This window comes from Aminobacter sp. P4_D5 (assembly GCF_056401815.1).
Genome location: NZ_JBFUIP010000101.1, coordinates 1 through 20,056, shown reverse-complemented (window position 1 = coordinate 20,056; position 20,056 = coordinate 1). Strand labels below are relative to the sequence as shown.

Genomic DNA, 20,056 nt, shown 5'->3' with positions numbered 1-20,056 from the left:
AAACTAACCAGTTCGTACATTGTGCATCAAATCAGGCGCAGCCATTTACCGGCCAAGCCCGAACAAAAACAAGAGCAGCGCTCGGCGCTGCCTGACCGCACCACTCACGCGGCGAGGGAGCAAAGGTTGCAGCATTCGGACGGATCTTTCGTTGACATGCTCGGGCGCCTCTTGGCGAAGCCCAAAGCTGCGAACGCAAGTGCGTCTGGTGCGRTCCTCATCGGATTGGTCGGCCGGGGTATCCAGTTGTCCCGCTCGCCCGTCATGCACGAGCGCGAAGGGGCGCGCCTCGGCATCAGCTGCAGCTATGTACTGATCGATTTCGACCGGCTTGGCCTGCACGACACGGCTTTGGGCGACGTCATCGCCGCCGCAGAACAAATGGGTTTTGCCGGGCTGAACATCACCCATCCGTTCAAGCAGAGCGTGATCCAGCACCTGGCTTGGCTGGCACCCGAGGCATCGGCGATAGGCGCTGTCAACACGGTGGTCTTTTCCAACGGTATGCGACAAGGGTACAATACCGACGCTTGGGGGTTTGCCGAAAGTTTTCGCGAGGGAATGACAGATTGCTCGCTGAAACGCGTGGTGCAGTTCGGTGCCGGTGGTGCGGGGGCGGCGGTCGCCTATGCGCTCATGGAGCTCGGTGTCGGTGGGTTGCACATCGTCGATAGCGACAGCGAGCGAGCAGAGCAACTGGCACTGCGGATGACATCACGTTTCGGCAACCAGGTTACGGCCCAAACCGACGTGGCCGACGCGGTCAAGGCCGCCGATGGCATCGTCAACGCCACACCTGTTGGCATGGCCAAGTATCCCGGCGTGCCGTTCCTGTCCGGATTGCTGCGACCCGATCAGTGGGTTGCCGAAATCATCTATTTCCCGGAGGAAACGGAACTATTGAGACAGGCCAGGGCACTTGGCTGCCGCGTGCTCGCGGGAACCGGCATGGCCGTCTACCAGGCGGTTCGCGCCTTCGAACTATTCACCGGCATTGCACCCGACCGTGCGGCCATGGCCGGCCATTTCGAGGCTGTGCCATGATTTACCGGCCAAAATCGGATGCGCTGTTCAAGGGGCCGGAGAGGACGGTCGAAAAGATCAATGCGCTCTGACGGCGCTTGAGCAACGGAATGGATTTCAAGGGAGGAAAACCATGACACTGAATRCCACACGCAGACAATTTCTGATCGGAACAGCGCTTGCCGCGACAACCATGGCATGGCCCGCGTTTGCACAAGACAAGCCGAAGCTGCGCTTTTCAGCGGTATTTTCGGAGCAGGACATCCGCGCCGAGATGATGAAGATGTTCGCCGATGCCACCAAGGACGACTTCGTCTTTGAGGGCTACTACGGCGRCAACCTGTTCAAGCAGGGTACCGAACTCGTCGCCATCCAGCGCGGCAATCTGGAGATGGGCAATATCGCACCGCAGGACATTGCCAAGCAGGTGCCGGCATGGTCGATCGTGACCGCCGCGTACTTGTTCCGCGACGCTTCCCACCTCAAGACGTTCTTTGCCAGCGATCTCGGCGGCGAACTCAAGAAGATGGCCTCCGATCAGCTCGGAATCCATGTTCTCGGCCCGACCTATTTCGGCGCCCGCCAGGTCGGCCTCAAGCCCGACAAGAAGATCACGACGCCCGCCGACATGGCCGGCATCAAGCTGCGCATGCCAGGCGGCGACGCGTGGCAGTTCCTAGGTTCGGCGCTTGGCGCCAACCCGACCGCCATGGCCTATGCCGAGGTCTATACCGGTCTGCAGACTGGGGCGATCGACGGCCAGGACAATCCGTTGCCCAATGTCGAGAACATGAAGTTCTACGAAGTCATGTCGCAGATCGTGCTGACCTCGCATCTCGTCGGTTTCGACCTGCTGGTCGTGTCGAACAAGGTGTGGGACGCGATGTCGCCAGAAACTCAGGCCAAGGTGCAGGCGGCTGCTGACGCTGCGATCGACTTCAGCACGCAAAAGCACCTCGCCCGCGAAAAGGAGCTGGTGGAGTTCTTCAAGGGCAAAGGGCTCAATGTCTACGAGCCCGATGTCGCGGCGTTCCGCAAGTTCGCCCAGGAGAAATACCAGGCGTCTGATCTCGCCAAGGATTGGCCAGCCGGCATGGCCGAAAAGATCAGCGCGCTTTAGGCTGCTGGTCGCGGCGGGCAGCCATGCCCGCCGCTTCATTGCCTGTCCCGGTAAAATCGGCTTTCGCGGGAGGATCGCCTTGCCCCCTTCATATCGCAGCCTCTGCGGCTGGCTCTATCGGCGTGCGGAAAACGTTCTTGCGGCGATGCTGGTCGCCATGTTCGTGGCATTCCTCCTGCAGATCGTGTTCCGCTATATCCTCAACCTGCCGATCGGCTGGACGAACGAACTCAGCGTCGTGCTATGGATCTGGCTGGTGCTGTGGGGCGCCGCATTCGTCGTGCGGGAAGAAGAAGAAATACGGTTTGACCTCTTCTATGCGGCAGCCCGCCCGCGCGTCAGGCGCATCATGTTCCTGATCGCGGCGTTCTCGCTGCTGGTGCTTTACACCATCTCGCTTCCAGCGGTGCTCGACTATGTGATGTTCATGAAGGTCGAAAAGACCGCTTACCTGAAGATCCGCATGGACTGGCTGTTTTCGATCTATGTCGTCTTCGTTATAGCCATCATCGTCCGCTACCTCTGGCTCTCCTGGCAAGCCATGTTCGGCAAGGCGCCGCAGGAGTTCGACCCGACAAAGGCAGGATCGGGCGTATGAACCTCGCTAGTCCGTTTTCCATTTCCGTCGTTGCGATCACCGCACTCGCTTTTCTTGGACTGCCCATCGGCCACTCCATGATCGCCGGCTCGATCCTGTATCTGCTGCTTGCCGGCCTCGATATGGGAACCGCCGCAGAGCAGTTCCTCAATGGCATGTATTCCAACTACATCATCCTGGCGGTGCCGTTATTCATCCTCGCGGCAGAGCTGATGAACATCGGCTCGATGACAGAGCGGCTTCTGCGCTTCTGCGATGCCATTGTAGGCCGTTTCCGCGGTGGCCTCGCCCACGTCAACATCGTCCAGAGCATCATCTTCGCTGGCATGTCGGGTTCGGCCATCGCCGACGCCGCCGGCACCGGCAAGATGATGCAGATGATGATGACCAAGGACGGCAAATACACGCCGAGCTATGCGGCGGCGCTGACTGCGGTGACAGCCGTCATAGGCCCGATCATCCCGCCGTCGATCCCCATGGTCATCTACGCGCTCGTGTCGGATGCCTCTATCGGCTACCYGTTTTTGGGCGGCATGATACCGGGCCTCTTGATGGCGGCGTCGCAGATGGCGATCGTCGCTTACCAGGCCAAACGCCACAATTTCCCGGTCGAAGCGCCCACGCCGCTGCGCGAACTGCCTGGCATAACCTGGCGGGCGTTTCCCTCGCTGATGATGCCGGTCGTGCTGTTGGGCGGCATCTACTCGGGCATCACCACGCCGACCGAGGCGGCGGCCGTTGCCGCAGCCTATGCGCTGATCATTTCGGTGATCCTGTATCGCAGCGTCAGCTTTGCGGATTTCTACCGCTCGGTCTTGGCGAGCGCACGCACCACCGCTTCGATCGGCATGCTGATCGCCGGCGCGCTGGTGTTCAACTATGTTGTGACGGTCGAAAACATCCCTGAATCCCTCAAGGTCATCCTGACTGCATGGGATCTATCGCCGACCGGCTTTCTGATCCTCGTCAACATCCTGCTTCTGTTGCTGGGCTGCSTGCTGGAAGGCACGACSATCCTSCTGGTSATCGTGCCGGTGCTCATCCCGACCGCGCAKGCGCTYGGCATCGACATGGTSCATTTCGGSGTKRTGGTGGTGGTGAACATCATGCTGGGGTTGGTGACCCCGCCCTATGGGCTTTTGCTGTTCATCATGACCCGCATCGCCGAGGTGCCGCTCCGGGACATCGTGCGCGACGTCCTGCCGTTCCTCTATGCTATGATCGGCTCTCTGGCGCTGATCACCTTCTTTCCCTCGCTCGTGCTGTGGCTGCCCCGCCTGCTCGGCTACCAGGGCTGATTTTAGATGGAGACCAAAATGTCCAAGCCGATCTTTGTCATCAACGGCCCGAACCTCAACCGGCTCGGCAAGCGCGAGCCGGAAATCTACGGAACCACCACGCTTGCCGAGGTCGAGGCCATGTGCCGCAAGGCGGCCGGGGAGCGGCCGCTGCGTTTTCACCAGTCCAACTTCGAAGGCGAGATCATCAACTGGATCCACGAGGCGATCGACGAGCAGGCGGGCGTCATCATCAACCCCGCCGCCTTTACATTCACCTCTATTGCCATTCTCGACGCGCTGAAGATGTGTTCAGGCCCGATCATTGAGCTTCACATCTCCAATATCCACCGGCGCGAGGCCTACTATCACAATTCCTTCGTGTCGAAGATYGCGACAGCGGTGATCGCTGGGCTTGGGCCCAACGGCTATCCAACAGCAGTGGCCGCCATGTCGGAGCTGCTGGGCTCTTGACGTTTTCGCCGATCAAACGGGCAGCGGACGCTGAAAAAATCGGATCCCTTGCCTCGGACCACCTGGCGCGATCTCCTTGCGGTGGCAGGAGCTCCCTTAGAACCACTAAGGACGGCCGCAAGGTGTCCATCAGGTCTTGATGGACACCTGAAGTGAGCAGGAGTGCGTGTCAGGAAGCGCCGTTAGTTCCGGCTTGATAGGTCATTGTCCTCGCCACATCCTGTGAGGGGCGCTTCTCGCCTGCGAGCACCTCGAAATCGAGCTGGTTCTCACGAGGAACCAACGGACAGGTGACGAAGTTCGTGAACGCGCATGGCAGCGCAACGGCGTAGTTGAAATCGATCCAGTCGATGCGGGTGTTCGTATCATCGGCGAACTGCAGCTCGATGACGCGGCCGGCGCCGTAGGTGACGGGGCCGCTGGTCTTGTCGCGAACATGCGCAACCGGCTGGACACCTGTTGCCGTGTCCTTGCCAATCAGCTCGATGCTGTAGCTCTTGCCCTTGTGCTCGAAGGCAAAGGTGCCAATGCGCGGCGTCGATTCGCGCACGCCGGCTTCCACGGTCTCGGCCTCGTACTCGGTGTGCGCGGTCGACGTGTAGACGCCGCGGATACGCCAGGCCGGGTCGTAGTCGAATGCGGTGACGCCAGCCTGCTCCACAGACGTCGCCACCCTGGGGTCGCGCACGCGCACGCCGTAGAGGGATTGGCCGTCATTCTTGCTGCGCAGGATCGCCTCGACCTCGTTCACGCCGAAGTAGACGGGCTCACTCTTGCCGTGGCCGTAGGTCTGGTTGCGGCCCGGGATGATTTCGACCGGCCCCGTGGGATACGTGCCGTTGACCGAAAGGGTCGGCCCCGAGGCAGGCGGGGTGAACATGACCTTGCCGCCTTCGACCGACCAGGTGCCCGGAAGCAGGTCGAAACTAACGTCCTTGTCGTCTGCTTCCAGCCAGTACTGGGCAACCAGCGAKGTCCAACCATATGGGCGGAACATCTTGGCGACATGGGCGTAGCGCCATTCGCGCCATTGGCCTTCCAAATGTTCTCTTGTGGGCATGTTCGTCTCCCTTTCGAAGAATTCAGCTGTCTGCTTGCGCATGAGGGTTCCGGCTCAGTCTTGACCGGCGGAGCCGGTGACCTCCCCCAGGAAGGCGAGCATGCCGCGCCAGGAACCGTCGTCGGCTCTGGAGTTGCCGGAGGGGGTGCCGCCGTTGGTGTAGGGTACTTTCGAGACTGGGTGCAGGCGGCTCAGCTGCGTCGACGGCACGATCGGCAGGTTGATGGCGTGCCCGGCATCATCGAAGTCGAGATGACGGACCAGGTAAGGATTGTCGTGCTGGCTGAGCGTCGATACGACCATGCGGGAATAGAGGCTGGACGGCCAGGCGCGGTCATCGCGCCCCGAGATCAGCAGCACCGGACCTGCGATGTTTTCGACCGGAATGCGCGCGCGCGCCACAAGCGCCGTATCCTTAAGCCCTTCGAAGAAGACCGAGTGGTGCCGGCTGGGCGGAGCGTCGCCGGCCCAGGGATGCCAGTGCACGGCACTGTTGTCTTGCCACAGATGCGATAGGGGAATTCCGTCCCGGGTCCAGGTTGTACCTTGCCAGCCACCACGCGCCGGATCGCCGGCACCCTGGGCGCCATGGACCACGGCACCGGGCACAAATGCGATCACGGCGGAAACCAGTTCCGGGAAGGTGGCACCCAGCAGCAGCGCGAGCTCGCCGCCACGCGACTGGCCGCTGACCGCTACGAAGCGATCCTTGGGCTGGAGAGCCCGGCGCGCCCAGCGCAGGCCGGTCTCGAGATATTCGAGCGGGGTTTCGGTGATGAATGGCGACAGTCCAGGCGCCTTGAAATAGCCGAGTGCGAAGGCTCGGTAGCCACGGGAAGCAAGCAGTGCAGCCCGCGGTTCATTGATGCCGCCGCCGGAGCCGTTAAGCACCACCACAACAGGATGAGGACCCGGCCCGGCCGGAGTGAACAGCGTGCTCACCAGGCCGTCCTCGCGGATCTCCTGCCGCTCCACACCAGGTGCCGCAAAACCCTGGAAGAGCTTGGCCTCGGCCTGGGCACCATCGGCGGTTTCGGCCGTCAACATCGTCTGAAGGGGCTGCATGACATCGTCGGCAAAGAGTTCAGCGCTCGCGCTGTCGACCGGCTGCTGGCTCCAGATCAGGCCCATGGCCGAGACTTCCGCATAGTCGCCACCGACCGGCGCGTCACGGGTCAGGTCGACCACGCCCTCAGCGTCAGCCATGAAGGTCGCCTGGCCCATCCAGATCACACCCCGCGCTCGCTCGGTGCAGGCCGAGATGGCGACAAGTTCGTCGGGAGCGAGACCGGAGACGACGATTCGGCGCGGCTCGTCGATGAGGCCATCTACAGGCTCGACTGAAAGGACAGGCGCGGAAACAGGCTTTGTCGTCATCTGGATCATAAACTCTGTAGGTAAGTGGCCGGCGCGATCATCGGCCTGCCGGGCTGGTCATGCTGCCGAGATAGGCGTCGAAACGCCGTGCGAAATCACCATCCAGTGCGGCTTCTGACGACAGACTGCCGCCGCGTGGCCAGTGACCACCTCCATCCGTCCAATCGCTCTTCAACCCGGCAAGTTTTGCTTGCCAGTCGATGCGGTCTTCGGCCCGTGCTGGATCGAAAGCGAGGATGAAAACGCCCCGCCCCTTCGGATCCCCCCTTCCACCGCCGGCTACGCCAGCCATGAGCTCGACCACGAGCCCAAACAGCGAGCCTATTTGGCCGCCGCGCGGCAGCAACGCCGCCACTTCGGCCGCGATACTGGTCGGCCGTCCTTCGCCGTCCAGGGCGATCCCCTCAGGCAATGGTGCGTCGGAAATACGAGCATTGCGTATATCCGCCATGGTAGCGCTGCTGGTGGCAACGTCGATGACCACGCGATCGGCGCCCTGCCCCATGGCAAGCGCCAGCGGGTTGGTGCCGATCACCGGACGGTTGCCGCCATGCGCGGCGACGAAAGGCGGGCCTTCGGCGCCGGCGATACCCAGGAGGCCGCGATCTGCGAGATGGCGAACGAAGGGAGCGAGCCGGCCGAAGCCCCTGACACCGCGCAGGAAGACGGCGGCGACGCCGTATTGCCGGGCGGTTTCAGCCAAGTCGAGCGTGGCGCTGGCGACCGCAAGCGGCGCAAAGCAGGAGGAGCAGTCGAGCCAGGCAATGCCCTGCGAGCCCTCGCCCGCTGGCACCGGGGCAGCATCGGCCGTCCATTCATCGAGCATGGCGATGCCAAAGCGCGGCAAACCGAGCGCATCGGCCTCGACCAGAGCCGAAGCCGCAAGCTTCGCAGCGAGGCTGCCGCCCAGGGCCGCCGACAGCCGGTCTACCGCATCAGGGATCGTAATCATTCGCCCGGGCTCCGCGCTGTGCTGCCAAGCTGGATCTCGCTTTCCGATAGGTAGCCCAAGGTCATCAGGCGCTCGATCAGGAACTCCCGGCTGTGCTTGATATGGGCGAACTCGATTGCGGCGGCCTTCTCGCCGTCGCCAGCTTCGATTGCGTCGACGAGTGCTGTGTGCTCGTCGGAATGCTCGCCTGTCTTGACCGTGAAATCGATGGCGAAACGCAGGAGACGTTCGAGCTCGTCAAACAGGCTCTCCGAAAGAGCGACGACGCGCTTGTTACGACTGCAGCGGGCGATGGCAAGGTGAAAGCGGCGTGCAACCTGTTGCATGGTGCCGATATCCATCGGCGCGGCGTATTCTCTGACGATCTGGCGCAGCAGAGCTATTTCGGCGGGGGTGGCGTAGCGTGCCGCCTGCCGAGCTGCATGCGGTCCGATCGCAGCGCGCATATCGAGAATATCGTGCACGGCCTGAAACGTGATGGGGGCGACGCGATAGCCGCTGCGCGGCAAGATCGTGACCAGCCCGTCGGCGGCGAGCTTCTGCATGGCATCGCGCACCGGCGTCTTCGAGACCTCGTACTGGCTGGCAATGGAGGCTGCATCCAGCGTCGTCCCAGGCACGATCTCGCAGCGCATAATCTCCTGGCGGAGCGCCAGGTAGATGCGCTCCGAAACAGGTGCATGGGCAGTGAGATCGGCGTCGACGGTCATGAGCTTGTGCTCCTCAGCCTCTCAATGCTTCGCCCAGGGCACGAAACGCCGCTCCAGCGCCTCGAGCGCCAGGATGGTGAGATAGCCCATGGCCGAGATCGCCACGATGCCGACGAACATGCGCGACACCGCGAAAGTCTGCCATGATGCCCAGATGAAGAAGCCGACGCCGCTGCGCGCTCCAAGGAACTCCGCGGCAGCGATGATGATGTAGGACGAACCGGCGGCGAGCTTCAGCCCGGTGAAAATGCTCGGAAGAGCTGCCGGGAAAGCGATGCGCCGAAAGATCTGCAGCCTGGTCGCGCCGGCATTCTTGGCGACGTCCATATAGATCTGAGGCGTCTGCATCACCCCGCCCATGGTGTTGTAAAACATGAGGAAGAACACGCCGATGGCGATAACGACGAACTTCGACGCATCGCCAACGCCGAAGATCAGCAAGATCAGCGGCAGAATGGCAATTTTCGGCACAGGATAGAGCGCCGCGAAGATCGGTCCGAGCATCCGGCGGGCCGGTCGCGACAGGCCGAGGATCAGCCCCATGATGATACCGGGCACGGCCCCCATGACATAACCGATGCCGACGCGACGCAGCGTAGCCCCGATATGGTCGAACAGTTCGAAGCTTACGATCATGCGCCAGGCGGTTCCGGCGATCGCGCTCGGCGCCGGGAAGAAGCGCCGGTCAATCAGATTGAACTGGCTGCACAGTTCCCACAACAGCAGCAGCAGCAGCGGGCTGAAATAGGACGCGATGCGGTAAATTCGTTCGCGGCGCGCCGGCGCCTTCAGCCGGCGCCATTGTTCTTCCGTCAGCGTCAAGGGAATGGCGCTCATCTCAGGCTCCCGCAGGAGAGGCCAGCAGACGCCAGACCTCGTAAGTCATGTCCCAGAACCGCTTGTCGCGCCGCATCTCGACAACGTCGCGCGGCCGCTCGAAGGGAACCGTCAGATTGGCAACCAACGTACCGGGACGCGGCGACATGACGATCACGCGGTCGGCCAGCGTCAGCGCTTCGTCAACACTATGGGTGATGAAGACCACGGTCTTGCCGGTCGTCTCCCAAATCCGCAGCAGCTCTTGTTGCAGAACAAGGCGGGTCTGCTCGTCGAGCGCGCCGAACGGCTCGTCCATCAAGAGGATCTCGCGGTCGTCGACCAAGGCGCGCGCCACCGAGACGCGCTGCTTCATGCCGCCGGAGAGCTGGTGCGGGCGGGCGTTCGCGAAGTCGGTAAGACCCGTCAGCGCCAACAGTTCGCTGACACGCGCTTCCTGCTTTGCCCGAGAGACTCCCTTAAGGCTGAGCGGAAAGGCAATGTTCTCCGACACCGTCAGCCAGGGCAGCACGGACGCCTCCTGGAAGACCATGGCCGGCGGGGTCGCGCTGTGCAGCTTCACCGTGCCGCCGAGCTGCTGCTCGAGGTCGGCGAGGATGCGCAGGACCGTGGTCTTGCCGCAGCCGCTCGGCCCGACGATGCAGACGAACTCGCCGCGCGCCACCGAGAAGCTGACATCGGAGACAGCCACGGTCACGCGGTCGCCTTCGCTGTCGTAGAAGGCCTTGGTCAGATGACTGACCTCGATAGCCGGCGGAGCCGCTTCCGCCGCGGACGGATGCACTGCCTCACGCACGACTGCCATCACTTCTTGCTTGCGAGCAGGTCGTTGGCGCGCTTCAGCAGATCGAGACGATAGACGGCGTCAATCTTGGCCTGACCCTCATATTCGAGCGTGCCACGCTTGCGGAAGAACTCCTCCTGCTCACGCACCGAAGCCATGTCGATGGCACCATCCTCGGAACGGACGGTATAGGGGATGCCGCGCAGCGTATCTGGCTCGGTTCCAGTGTATTTCGACACGACCGCGACAACCTTGTCGTCCTGCCATCCGCCATTATCAAGGAGGCGGGCAGCCTTGAGATAGCCAGCCATGAAGCGCACCACGAGATCCTCGTTGGCCGCGACAAAATCCTGGTTGAAGGCGATCAAACCGAGCTCCGTGCCGAAAGTGTGGTCCTCGACCAGCCGGCGGCCAAGCCCCTGCTTCTCGAGCTGCTGGGCGAAAGGCTCGATGCTCCAGCCCGCCTCGAGCGCGCCGTTAGCGAATGCGGCTGCTGTCGCGGGCGGCGGCAGGAATACCGCCTCGACGTCCTCGATCGTCAGCCCCCCCTTCTCCAGGGCCTTGGCCGTGGAATACATGCCGAAGCCTCCTGGACCGGGAATGCCGACACGCTTGCCTTTGAGGTCCGCGACGGTCTTGATCCCTTCGTCCCAGGCCTTCTGCGAGACCATGAAGGGTGATGGCGACGGAATCGTTGCCGGCATCCGCGCCAGGGTGGCGATAATCGCGACGGTGGCGCCGCGGTCCAGCGCGTTGAAGAGGCTTGCGCCCCAGGTGGCACCACCGGCCTCGATGTTGCCGGAGGCGAGCATCTGGATGGTCTCGGCCGTATCGCCCTTCGGCGAAAGCGTCACGTTGACGCCGAACTCGTCGAAGTAGCCGAATTCCTTGGCGACAAAGAACGGAGCGTAGTCGGCGTAGGGCGAATAGAGGAACTCAAGCTTGGGCTGCGTTTGCGCCCAAGCCGGCAGGGCGAATGAGGAAGCTAAAGCCGCGGCAGCTGCGGCTGCCATGAGATCACGACGACTGATTGAAGACATGCCACTCCCCATGCGCCAGTGCGGCCGAGCCGCGCTTGACGGTCCTGTTGCACCCTGAAGCGACCAAGGCCGCAGGCGAGCCGATAATCCAATCGGCAATGACTACGTACATCTGATGTATCACCAACGCAACCTGATATTTCCGCTGCGGCAGGACACCGCCCGGCGCACCGGACTAGGCATGCACGCAAGAGCCAAGACTGCCCTCTGCGGTTCGGTCGAAAAACATTACCGATATGAATCGATCTCGGCCGTTGGATTCAAATATGTCGTTGGACGTGACTTGCTGTCGCGGCGAGACTCTCGGCCATGTGCGACACTGGAAACGACATTCATTTACACCGGATCGATGCGTCTCTTAACATGCACCGGTTCTACAGCCTCACTCTCCAGCCAACCTTGTTTGGCGGCGTATCGGTCATTCGCAACTGGGGGCGGATCGGCACCAACGGACAAGCCATGATCGAAACCTTCGACGAGCCCGACGAGGCTCAAAGCGTACTTGGGCGTCTGGAAACAATGAAGAAACGACGGGGCTACCGCGCGCCAAAGGACATGCCGAAGTCGGGCAGCGAGTGTTAAAAGGAAACAACCCTGACGCCCGGAAGGACCAGAGATGTGACGCCGCTTATGGGCGGGCCGGGATAGTCGCGGTTGGGGCGGGGCCAGATGAGCTGGAGGCCGTCCTCGCCTTCCACATCGACCTGGAGTGGCGTTGATGGGAGCCTGCCTACCGCCGGCGGCGCAAAATTCGCTTGGCAAGCAGGTTCATCATGCAGGTTGGCCTAGTAAATCTGATGAATTTGCGCTTTTGGTGGAGAGTATCATCGTAAACCATGCTGAACGGCAAAACGATCAGGGTGGATGGAGCCGTTCGAAAGGCTCCCAAATGACCTACTAGGAACGAGACTGCTATGGAAAAAACCCTCCTGTTCAGTACCACACGGGCAACAAACCCCGTTCCTTCGGAGGAACGCGCGAAGCTTCTGGAAAATCCCGGGTTCGGCAGGATTTTCACCGACCATATGGTGACGATAAGCTGGTCAGCCGATGAAGGTTGGCACGACGCACGCATCAGGCCGCGCGAGCCGTTTTCTCTCGATCCAGCCAGCGCAGTGCTGCACTACGCCCAGGAAATCTTCGAAGGCATGAAGGCCTACAGGACAAACGGGGGAGAGATTGCCCTGTTTCGCCCCGAGGAAAATGCGCGTCGATTCAATCGTTCTGCCGAACGCATGGCTATGCCGCAGCTGCCTGAACCTGTCTTTGTCCAAGCGGTTGAAGCGCTCGTTGGGATTGACCGGGAGTGGATTCCAGAAGGAGAAGGCAGTCTCTATCTGCGGCCCTTCATGTTCGCAAGCGACGCGTTCTTGGGAGTGCGCCCCGCATCTCATTACATCTTCTGTGTTATCGCATCCCCCGTTGGCGCCTATTTCAAGGGTGGAGAGAAACCGATTACCGTCTGGGTCTCGGACAGCTACAGTCGGGCAGCTGCCGGCGGCACCGGAGCCGCCAAGTGTGGCGGCAACTATGCCGGCAGTCTGATCGCACAAGCAGACGCGACCAAGCATGGCTGCGACCAAGTTGTGTTTCTCGATGCCGCGGAACATCGCTGGGTGGAAGAACTCGGTGGCATGAACATCTTTTTCGTCATGGACGACGGCAGCATTGTAACACCGCCTTTAGGCACGATCCTACCCGGCATCACCCGGGCCTCTCTTATCGCGATCGCTCGTGACGCCGGCATGGCAGTCGAGGAGACGGCTTACAGCTTCGATCAATGGCAAGCCGACGCCGCTAGCGGCAGGCTTAGGGAGGTGTTTGCCTGCGGCACCGCAGCGGTCGTCGCTGCAATCGGTGCTGTCCGCTTTTCGGGAGGGTCGTTTACCATAGCTGACGGCAAGGTGGGTCCGGTTACCGACAAGCTGCGCAGTGAGTTGGTCGGGATACAGCGAGGGTTGGCGAACGACGAACGAAACTGGGTTCATGCAGTTCGCTGATGACCTTCTGAGGTGCGCGCAGTTCGGCAACAAGACGGCCGCTCGGGGGAGCGTCCGTCATGCCGTAGGCGCGCCATCCGAAGTACAGCCAGAGGCCGGGATGCCTTGGCAACATGTCCGAGCATGGCTGCATGCCTGAGACTCGCGCACTGAACGCCCACATGGCCTCTTGCAGGATTCAAATGTCATATTTTGTCCACTAGGCCTCAAACCGCCGTCAAAATTGTCTGAACGATGGCAGCTTTAGGAGGGCGTTTTTTTAGCCCCGCCCCGAGATGCTTTAGTAGATTTCAAACGGGGCTTTGGCTTGTTACCCTCAGCCTTTGTCCCAGGTGAGGATTCGGAGACTATAGACAAGGTCGGGCTGTCGTCGCCGCTGAGGATGGCGCGCAGATCGATGGCCTGGTCTAGCGGTGCAAGTCGCAAACTCGCTTCAAGTGTGCGATACACGTTATCGACATGCGCGACTGCCTGCTCGACTTGTCCGGCATAAATCAGCTCGACCAGTGGCTGATGAACTGCATATGGCGGCCACAGCACCTGATGCTCCTGATAAAGCGTGATGGCCATCATACAGCGCATCAGCAAACGCTCTTGCGCGGCGGCAAGCGTCTTGTTGCCGTAGAGCATTGCTAAAAGGATATCGAACTCCACCGCGAGTCGCCTCGTAGTATGGGGGTCCAGTGCCGCCGGAGTCTGTTGCTCGACCTTGTCGTGCTCCTCAAGTCGCGCCCGCTCTTCATGGCCTAGTAGGTCGGGATTTGCTGCAAGTTCGGCAACGACATGGCGGGCGATCACGCGAGCCGCCTCGAACACCTCTCGCGCYTCGTCTGGCGTTGGTGCCGCGACATAGGCACCTCGATTGGCTGGCAGATGAACAACCCCCTGTTGCTCCAAGATGACCAGCACCTTGCGGATGACGGTACGGCTGATGTTGAAGGCAGCGCCAATCTCGTCTTCCGCCATTTTGGTGCCAGGGCGAATCTTGCGATCAAGAATGGCGTTCCACAGCCGGTCGTAGATCTGCGCCTCAACACCGACCAATGGCGCTGTCAGAGCGATGGCACCGAGACCTCGGAGAGCTGGGGAAAGATAGCGTTCGGGCATCGGTCAAAATCTCCTGCCGGCACCAATCCGGCTTCTGTAGTGCAGGTTGCGACGACGTGGTGCCGAGCAGCCGCATAGCTGAAACATCATGAATCGAACCATGTGTGCAAGTATTTCAGGTGATGATCGGGCTAGAACTTTATCGTCGGTTGATGACGGAGCATCAGGAACTCGGCCCTGAAATCGTCGAGGAGCATAAGCAACTCCTTGCTGCAATCCGCGCTGGCGACGCCGATGGGGCAGCCAAGGCAGCGCGGCTGCACACCGTTAACGCGGACGCTCTATCGCCAAATCTTGAGCAGCTGATAATCTTCGCCGGTTCCTAAATTGGTTTGCGATGCACGCGGTATGCCGCTCAAGCGTTATTGAGTGACAGCGCTTGGACTTCATCCAATGAATTGGCGATGATGCCAGCCATTGCCTTGCCAGCATCGGTCAGCGCGTTCACATCGCGTGAAGAGAGAGACAGCGCTGCCGACATTCGAGGGCCTGAGAGCGGCACAAAGCCGAGTTTTCCGCTTTCCACTTCCTCGTAGACATCAATCAAGGTCAGTATGCTTATTCCTAGTCCTTCTTGAACTATTGCTTTTAAAAGAGCGATGGAATTGGAAACCGCAATCTTGTGTATTGGCGATCTCAACCTCTGAATGAGGAGGTCGGCCATAGGTCCAATGGTCAAGCTATCGTCCGTCGACAAAAAATAATCGTTCAATACATCTTCGATATCAACGCTTTTTCTCCGCATCAATTTGTGCGACGGGTGAGCGACTATTCCAAGTTTCAAATGAACAGTTTTGGTAATATTTAATCCGATATCCTGAGGTGTATTGAATGCAACCGCCAAATCTACGGAACCGGACTTAACCTTCTCAAGTATGATGTTGGTGCCATCAACATATGCCCGCAGGCTGACACCGGGATGCTGGGCTTGAAGCGCGCGAAACGCCTTCGGCAGGAACCCTGTCGACAGGCACTCCATGATTCCGACGCTCACACTGCTGCCTTGCGAGGGCCGCAGGCCTTCCACTTCGGCGCCGGCAGCGAGAATCTCCTGCTGCAGTTTCCGAACCTGGCCCACCAGGATTCTACCGGCTTCCGTCGGCCGCATACCGCGCGGCAACCGCTCGAAAAGTGGCTGACCGTATTCCAGCTCAAGATTCAGTATTTGGCGATTCACAGCGGAAGGTGTGGCATTCATCTGTTCCGCCGCTTTGCGGATCGACCCATATCGAGCGACCATTTCCAGCGCTTTCGCGCCTTGTGTAATTAAGGGCATTCTCGACACCTGAAACGCGACTGTGCATTTTTTTGATACACTAGGAACGCAAATATTCGCTGGTCAACAAGGGTTTGAAAAAATAGCCTTCACCTCGATTTCGGGGGGAATTCAATGAATTATCAGCGTAGCTTTTCTCGTCGTCGGTTTTTGGCTCTTTCAGCGGCAGCTTCCACGTCATCTCTGATCTTGCCGCACTGGATCAGCCAGGCTCGTGCAGCCCCTCTCGCAGGCGTCAAGGAAGAGGATGCGGTCATCGCCTTTGGCTTGACCGGACCGGTTTCAGACGAAGGCTGGAACACCAAGCACAATGATGGGATCAAGGCGCTCCAGGCAGCCTTCCCGAAGGCGAAGACACTGGTGGTCGAAAGCATTCCGTTCTCCGCCGACGCCAGCCGCACGTTCCGGCAATTCGTTCACGAGGGCGCCCAGATGGTGTTCTCAACCTCTAACTATGGCGACTTCTTCTCGTCTGTCGTCGAACGCACACCTGCAGTCGCCTTTCTCGAGGCGGACGGCCGCAACGTCGCTGACAATCTCGGTTGGTACTACGCCGCCCATTGGCATCCAACTTATGTGATCGGCGTGGCATCCGGCTTGCTCAGCAAGTCCGGCAAACTCGGCTTCATCGCTTCATTTCCGGTGCCGATGGCGATCTCATCGAGCAATGCGTTTCTGATGGGAGCGCGCTCCGTCAATCCATCGGCCACCCTGCAGGTCATCAGCATCAACTCCTGGTTCGATCCGCAAGGCGCCAACCAGGCCGCAAGCGCGCTGATCGACAATGGCTGCGACTTCCTCTTTGGCGTCATGAACGAGGCCTCCTATCTGCAGGTCGCCGAACAGCGTGGCGTGCGGGCTGCGATGTGGAGCTCCGACATGCGGCGCTATGGCAAAAATGCCTATGTCAGCTCGATCGTGCCTGACTGGACGGCATTCTATGTCGATCAGGTGAGAAAGCGACTTGAAGGCACCTGGTCGGGTGGTGGCCAGGCCCTGCTGCCATTGGGCGGCGGCATTGACCGTGATACTTGGGGCGAGACGGTTCCGGCCGACGTGGCGGCCAAGGCCGACGCTGTGCGCGACAAGATCATGGGCGGCTGGAGCCCGTTCGCCGGCGAGATTAAGGACACGACCGGCGCGGTGCGGGTGAAGGCAGGCGAAACGCTCGACGAATTCGCGCTTTACAACTGGGACTGGTCTGTCGAAGGCGTATCCGGGCTTAGCACGTAAAACGGATCGCCTTGATCGATGGACGCTGCAATGCCTGATCCGAAAGTTCTTCCCGTCGGCGGCGATGGCGCACCGCCGATCGTGTCGCTGCGCGGCATCGCCAAGTATTTTCCCGGGGTCGTCGCCAACGCAGACGTCGACCTCGACATCCGGGCAGGCGAGATTCACGCGCTTCTCGGCGAGAACGGCGCCGGCAAGTCGACGCTGATGAACATCCTCAACGGCATCTATCAGGCGGACGCCGGCGAGATTGCCGTCGATGGGCGACCGGTCCGCTTCGCCTCCCCAGTTGAGGCAATCGCGGCCGGCATCGGCATGGTCCATCAGCATTTCAAGCTGGTACAGGCCTTTACCGTTGCGGAAAACGTCCATCTCGGATGGAGGCAAACGCCGCGATTGGCATCCGCCGTCCAGCTCGAGGCGCGAACGCGAGCAATCGCCGACAAGTTCAACCTTGCGGTCCGCCCCGGCGCCCGCATTCATGCTCTGTCAGCGGGCGAGCAGCAGCGTGTCGAAATCCTGCGCGTGCTGGCGCGCGACGCGCGCGTGCTTATCCTCGACGAGCCGACCGCTGTGCTCACGCCGAGCGAAACGCGTGAACTGTTCAAGGCGCTCGACGCGTTTCGCAAATCCGGCAATGCGGTCATCTTCATCAGCCACAAGCTGCATGAAGTGCTGGAGATTTCCGACCAGGTGACAGTGCTGCGCGGCGGCCGCAAGGTGGCGACGCGCGCGACCGCCGATTGCGATCATCGTATGCTCGCCGGGCTGATGGTCGGGCGCGAAATCATACTCGGTAACTATCGCGACCGCTCCACCGAAAAACTGCGGGATGCCGGCGCCGCGGTCCTGAAGCTGGCCAAAGTCTGCGTCGATGACGAGCGGGGTGTGCCGGCGCTGCGCAGCGTCGATCTCGACATCAGGGCCGGCGAGATAATCGGAATCGCCGGTGTCGCCGGCAACGGCCAGCGCGAACTCAGCCAAGTGTTGACCGGAATGCGACCGCCCGCGTCGGGCGAGATCCTGCTCGGTGGAAAACCCGTCGGCCGCCAAAACGCGACCGCCTTCGCCGCGTTCGGCATCGGCCATATTCCCGAAGACCGGCTGCGCAGCGGCCTGGCACCATCGCTGTCAATCGACGACAATGTTGTGATCCGCGAGTACAAGACCCACGCGGTGTCCCACGGCCCGTTCTTCGATCCGCGCGCCGCCAATCGGCTTGCCCGGACGATCGCGGCGGCAGCCGAGGTCACGATCCCCGATTTCGGCATGCCTGTCCGAAACCTGTCAGGCGGCAACCAGCAGCGCCTCGTCGCCCGGCGCGAGATGCGCATCGCCGGCAAGCTCTTGGTCGCCGCCTATCCGAGCCGCGGCCTGGATATCGGTGCGATCAACACGATGATGCGCTATTTCGTCGAGCTTCGGAACCAGGGCGTAGCCGTCGTGCTGATCTCGGAGGATCTCGAGGAGTTGCTCAGTCTCTCGGACCGCATCGCAGTTCTCTATGAAGGCCGGATCATGGCGACTTTTGACGCAGAGAATGCCGACATGGAAACGATCGGTCTTTTGATGGGTGGACAGAGCGTGTCCGGCGTGTCTTCGAACCGGGTCGAGGCAGCACAATGAGCTGGCGCCTTCAGCGTTTTCCTTCGGCGAGACCTTCAGTCGCGCTGGCCGTTCGCGTCGCGGCGATCGTCCTTGCGCTCATTGTCGGTAGCGTCATCGTCGCTTTTTCTGGACTCAATCCACTCGACCTCGCCGGCCAGGTTATCAGTTCGACCTTCGGCTCGGGTTTTGGGCTCGAGGATCTCGGCCTGCTGGTGACGCCTCTCATCTTGACAGGCCTAGCCGTCATGATCACCCGGCGGATAGGACTGTGGAATATCGGTGCGGAGGGCCAGTTCTACGCCGGCGCTTTGGCGGCGGCAGCGATAGGCCTGTTCGTGGAGGGGCCGGCCTGGCTAATCATTCCAGTCATGTTCCTGGCGGGCATGGCCGGCGGAATGGCATGGATTACCATCCCGACGCTCGCCCGCGCCTATGTCGGCGTCAACGAGCTCATCACCACGCTGCTGCTGAACTTCGTAGCGACTTTGCTTGTCTACTACGTAGCGACCGGCCCTTGGCGGGATCGCGGCGCCGGCACGATCGCCTCCACCCCGCGCATCCCCTACGAGATCCCCGAACTCTGGGGCATGGTCCATTGGGGTTTTGCCGTCGCGGTAGTGCTGACGCTGATCGTCGCGGCAGTGCTTTCCTACACGCGCTGGGGCTACGAGGTGCGGATCAGCGGCGCCAATCCGGAGAACGCCCACTACGCCGGCATTCCGGTCAGGCGGCGTATCATCATGGTGATGCTTCTCTCCGGCGCAGTCGCGGGTATCGCCGGAATGCTCGAAGTGGCCGGAACGGTGCACCGTTTGCAGGGCGGCATCTCCAACAATTTCGGCTATCTCGGCATCATCGTGGCCGTGCTCGCCCGCAACTCCTGCCTCGGCGTGCTCGCCGCTGCGGCGCTGATGGCGTTCATCCTCAACGCGGGCATCATCCTTCAGACGCAGGGTCTGACGACCAGCGCGATCGTCGCTCTTACCGGGTTAGTCCTGCTTTTCACCGCCATAGGCGACGAGTTCGCGCATTACCGGCTCGTCCGCACTGACCGAGCCGCAGCATAGGATGCAGTCATGGACATCATAACGGGACTGCTGACGACCGCGGTGCTGGCGGGGGGCGTGCTGGCACTGGCAGCACTTGGCGAGGTAATCTGCCAGCGGGTCGGGGTCGTCAATCTCGGCGTCGAAGGACTGATGGCGCTCGGCGCAGTCACTGCGATCGCCGTAACCATGAGTGTCCCGAGTCCGTCGGTCGGCTTCGTCGCAGCACTTGCGGTTGGGCTGGGCTTCGGCATGATTTTCGCCGTGGCGACCGTGTTCTTTCGCGCCAACCAGGTGCTGTGCGGGTTGGCGCTAACCCTGATGGGAACGGGCCTCGCCGCGACTGTCGGCCGGGCTTTTTCCGGCATGCCGGCGAAGGCGACCTTCCAGCCGGTGGCCGTTCCTTACCTGAGCGAGATACCAGTCATCGGGCCGGCCTTCTTTTCGCAGAACGCGCTGGTCTACCTGATCTTCATCATCCTGCCGATTGGCCTTCACTATCTGATGTTCAAGACGCGCCACGGGCTCAACATG

At 61.2% G+C, this 20,056-nt stretch carries 21 protein-coding genes; 12 read left to right on the top strand and 9 right to left on the bottom strand.

The window, feature by feature from the left end:
• Positions 1-156 precede the first annotated feature (156 nt).
• The 5 genes from AC1DWF_RS20235 (at position 157) to AC1DWF_RS20215 (ending at position 4,492) form a co-directional block, all read left to right on the top strand.
• Positions 157-1,044: a shikimate dehydrogenase gene (locus AC1DWF_RS20235; protein ID WP_476841980.1), complete on the top strand. Its 888-nt coding sequence runs from the start codon at positions 157-159 to the stop codon at positions 1,042-1,044.
• 112 nt (positions 1,045-1,156) lie between these two features.
• Positions 1,157-2,143, top strand: coding sequence for a TRAP transporter substrate-binding protein DctP (gene dctP / locus AC1DWF_RS20230; RefSeq protein WP_476841979.1), 987 nt, complete (start codon positions 1,157-1,159; stop codon positions 2,141-2,143).
• Positions 2,144-2,222: 79 nt separating this feature from the next.
• Positions 2,223-2,741, top strand: a complete 519-nt coding sequence (locus AC1DWF_RS20225) for a TRAP transporter small permease (protein ID WP_476783188.1) — start codon at positions 2,223-2,225, stop codon at positions 2,739-2,741.
• On the top strand, positions 2,738-4,039 hold the full coding sequence (locus AC1DWF_RS20220) for a TRAP transporter large permease (protein WP_476841978.1): 1,302 nt from the start codon (positions 2,738-2,740) through the stop codon (positions 4,037-4,039). Before AC1DWF_RS20225 ends, AC1DWF_RS20220 begins: the two co-directional genes overlap by 4 nt.
• Positions 4,040-4,057: 18 nt before the next feature.
• The gene (locus AC1DWF_RS20215; RefSeq protein WP_476783186.1) at positions 4,058-4,492 is read left to right on the top strand and encodes a type II 3-dehydroquinate dehydratase; all 435 of its coding nucleotides are present in this window, start codon (positions 4,058-4,060) and stop codon (positions 4,490-4,492) included.
• Between the two features lie 169 nt (positions 4,493-4,661).
• Here the strand turns inward: AC1DWF_RS20215 and AC1DWF_RS20210 are convergent, their stop codons facing one another.
• Genes AC1DWF_RS20210 through AC1DWF_RS20180 form a run of 7 tightly spaced genes read right to left on the bottom strand, consistent with a single transcriptional unit; the run spans position 4,662 to position 11,252 of the window.
• On the bottom strand, positions 4,662-5,552 hold the full coding sequence (locus AC1DWF_RS20210) for a DUF1684 domain-containing protein (protein WP_476783185.1): 891 nt from the start codon (positions 5,550-5,552) through the stop codon (positions 4,662-4,664).
• 54 nt (positions 5,553-5,606) lie between these two features.
• Positions 5,607-6,929, bottom strand: a complete 1,323-nt coding sequence (locus tag AC1DWF_RS20205) for an acyl-CoA thioesterase/BAAT N-terminal domain-containing protein (protein ID WP_476788483.1) — start codon at positions 6,927-6,929, stop codon at positions 5,607-5,609.
• A gap of 37 nt (positions 6,930-6,966) precedes the next feature.
• On the bottom strand, positions 6,967-7,881 hold the full coding sequence (locus AC1DWF_RS20200) for an Ldh family oxidoreductase (RefSeq protein WP_476788482.1): 915 nt from the start codon (positions 7,879-7,881) through the stop codon (positions 6,967-6,969).
• The gene (locus AC1DWF_RS20195; protein WP_476783182.1) at positions 7,878-8,591 is read right to left on the bottom strand and encodes a GntR family transcriptional regulator; all 714 of its coding nucleotides are present in this window, start codon (positions 8,589-8,591) and stop codon (positions 7,878-7,880) included. The genes AC1DWF_RS20200 and AC1DWF_RS20195 overlap by 4 nt, the downstream gene beginning before the upstream one ends.
• A 21-nt stretch (positions 8,592-8,612) precedes the next feature.
• Positions 8,613-9,428, bottom strand: a complete 816-nt coding sequence (locus AC1DWF_RS20190) for an ABC transporter permease (RefSeq protein WP_476783181.1) — start codon at positions 9,426-9,428, stop codon at positions 8,613-8,615.
• A gap of 1 nt (position 9,429) precedes the next feature.
• Positions 9,430-10,233 carry an ABC transporter ATP-binding protein gene (locus tag AC1DWF_RS20185; protein ID WP_476788481.1) on the bottom strand — a complete coding sequence of 268 codons (804 nt, stop codon included), beginning with the start codon at positions 10,231-10,233 and terminating at the stop codon, positions 9,430-9,432.
• Positions 10,233-11,252 carry an ABC transporter substrate-binding protein gene (locus tag AC1DWF_RS20180; RefSeq protein WP_476788480.1) on the bottom strand — a complete coding sequence of 340 codons (1,020 nt, stop codon included), beginning with the start codon at positions 11,250-11,252 and terminating at the stop codon, positions 10,233-10,235. The genes AC1DWF_RS20185 and AC1DWF_RS20180 overlap by 1 nt, the downstream gene beginning before the upstream one ends.
• Before the next feature lie 363 nt (positions 11,253-11,615).
• Between AC1DWF_RS20180 and AC1DWF_RS20175 the strand changes: the two genes are divergently transcribed.
• Positions 11,616-11,834 carry a WGR domain-containing protein gene (locus AC1DWF_RS20175; protein ID WP_476841977.1) on the top strand — a complete coding sequence of 73 codons (219 nt, stop codon included), beginning with the start codon at positions 11,616-11,618 and terminating at the stop codon, positions 11,832-11,834.
• A gap of 332 nt (positions 11,835-12,166) precedes the next feature.
• Positions 12,167-13,252 carry a branched-chain amino acid aminotransferase gene (locus tag AC1DWF_RS20170; protein WP_476783178.1) on the top strand — a complete coding sequence of 362 codons (1,086 nt, stop codon included), beginning with the start codon at positions 12,167-12,169 and terminating at the stop codon, positions 13,250-13,252.
• A 243-nt stretch (positions 13,253-13,495) separates the two neighbouring features.
• Here AC1DWF_RS20170 and AC1DWF_RS20165 read toward each other — a convergent pair whose 3' ends face one another.
• Positions 13,496-14,359: a GntR family transcriptional regulator gene (locus AC1DWF_RS20165; protein ID WP_476788478.1), complete on the bottom strand. Its 864-nt coding sequence runs from the start codon at positions 14,357-14,359 to the stop codon at positions 13,496-13,498.
• Between the two features lie 104 nt (positions 14,360-14,463).
• Here AC1DWF_RS20165 and AC1DWF_RS20160 point away from each other — a divergent pair, with 104 nt between their 5' ends.
• Positions 14,464-14,685: an FCD domain-containing protein gene (locus tag AC1DWF_RS20160; protein ID WP_476783176.1), complete on the top strand. Its 222-nt coding sequence runs from the start codon at positions 14,464-14,466 to the stop codon at positions 14,683-14,685.
• Positions 14,686-14,714: 29 nt separating this feature from the next.
• Here the strand turns inward: AC1DWF_RS20160 and AC1DWF_RS20155 are convergent, their stop codons facing one another.
• A complete protein-coding gene (locus AC1DWF_RS20155) occupies positions 14,715-15,635 on the bottom strand; it encodes a LysR family transcriptional regulator (protein WP_476788477.1) in 921 nt (306 codons plus the stop codon).
• Positions 15,636-15,749: 114 nt separating this feature from the next.
• Here AC1DWF_RS20155 and AC1DWF_RS20150 point away from each other — a divergent pair, with 114 nt between their 5' ends.
• The 4 genes from AC1DWF_RS20150 to AC1DWF_RS20135 form a co-directional block, all read left to right on the top strand.
• Positions 15,750-16,868, top strand: a complete 1,119-nt coding sequence (locus tag AC1DWF_RS20150; protein ID WP_476786678.1) for a BMP family ABC transporter substrate-binding protein — start codon at positions 15,750-15,752, stop codon at positions 16,866-16,868.
• Positions 16,869-16,898: 30 nt separating this feature from the next.
• The gene (locus tag AC1DWF_RS20145; protein WP_476804333.1) at positions 16,899-18,494 is read left to right on the top strand and encodes an ABC transporter ATP-binding protein; all 1,596 of its coding nucleotides are present in this window, start codon (positions 16,899-16,901) and stop codon (positions 18,492-18,494) included.
• The gene (locus AC1DWF_RS20140) at positions 18,491-19,543 is read left to right on the top strand and encodes an ABC transporter permease (RefSeq protein ID WP_476788475.1); all 1,053 of its coding nucleotides are present in this window, start codon (positions 18,491-18,493) and stop codon (positions 19,541-19,543) included. Before AC1DWF_RS20145 ends, AC1DWF_RS20140 begins: the two co-directional genes overlap by 4 nt.
• Positions 19,544-19,552: 9 nt before the next feature.
• Positions 19,553-20,056 (top strand): ABC transporter permease (locus tag AC1DWF_RS20135; protein WP_476841976.1); only part of this gene is annotated, 504 nt, incomplete at its 3' end.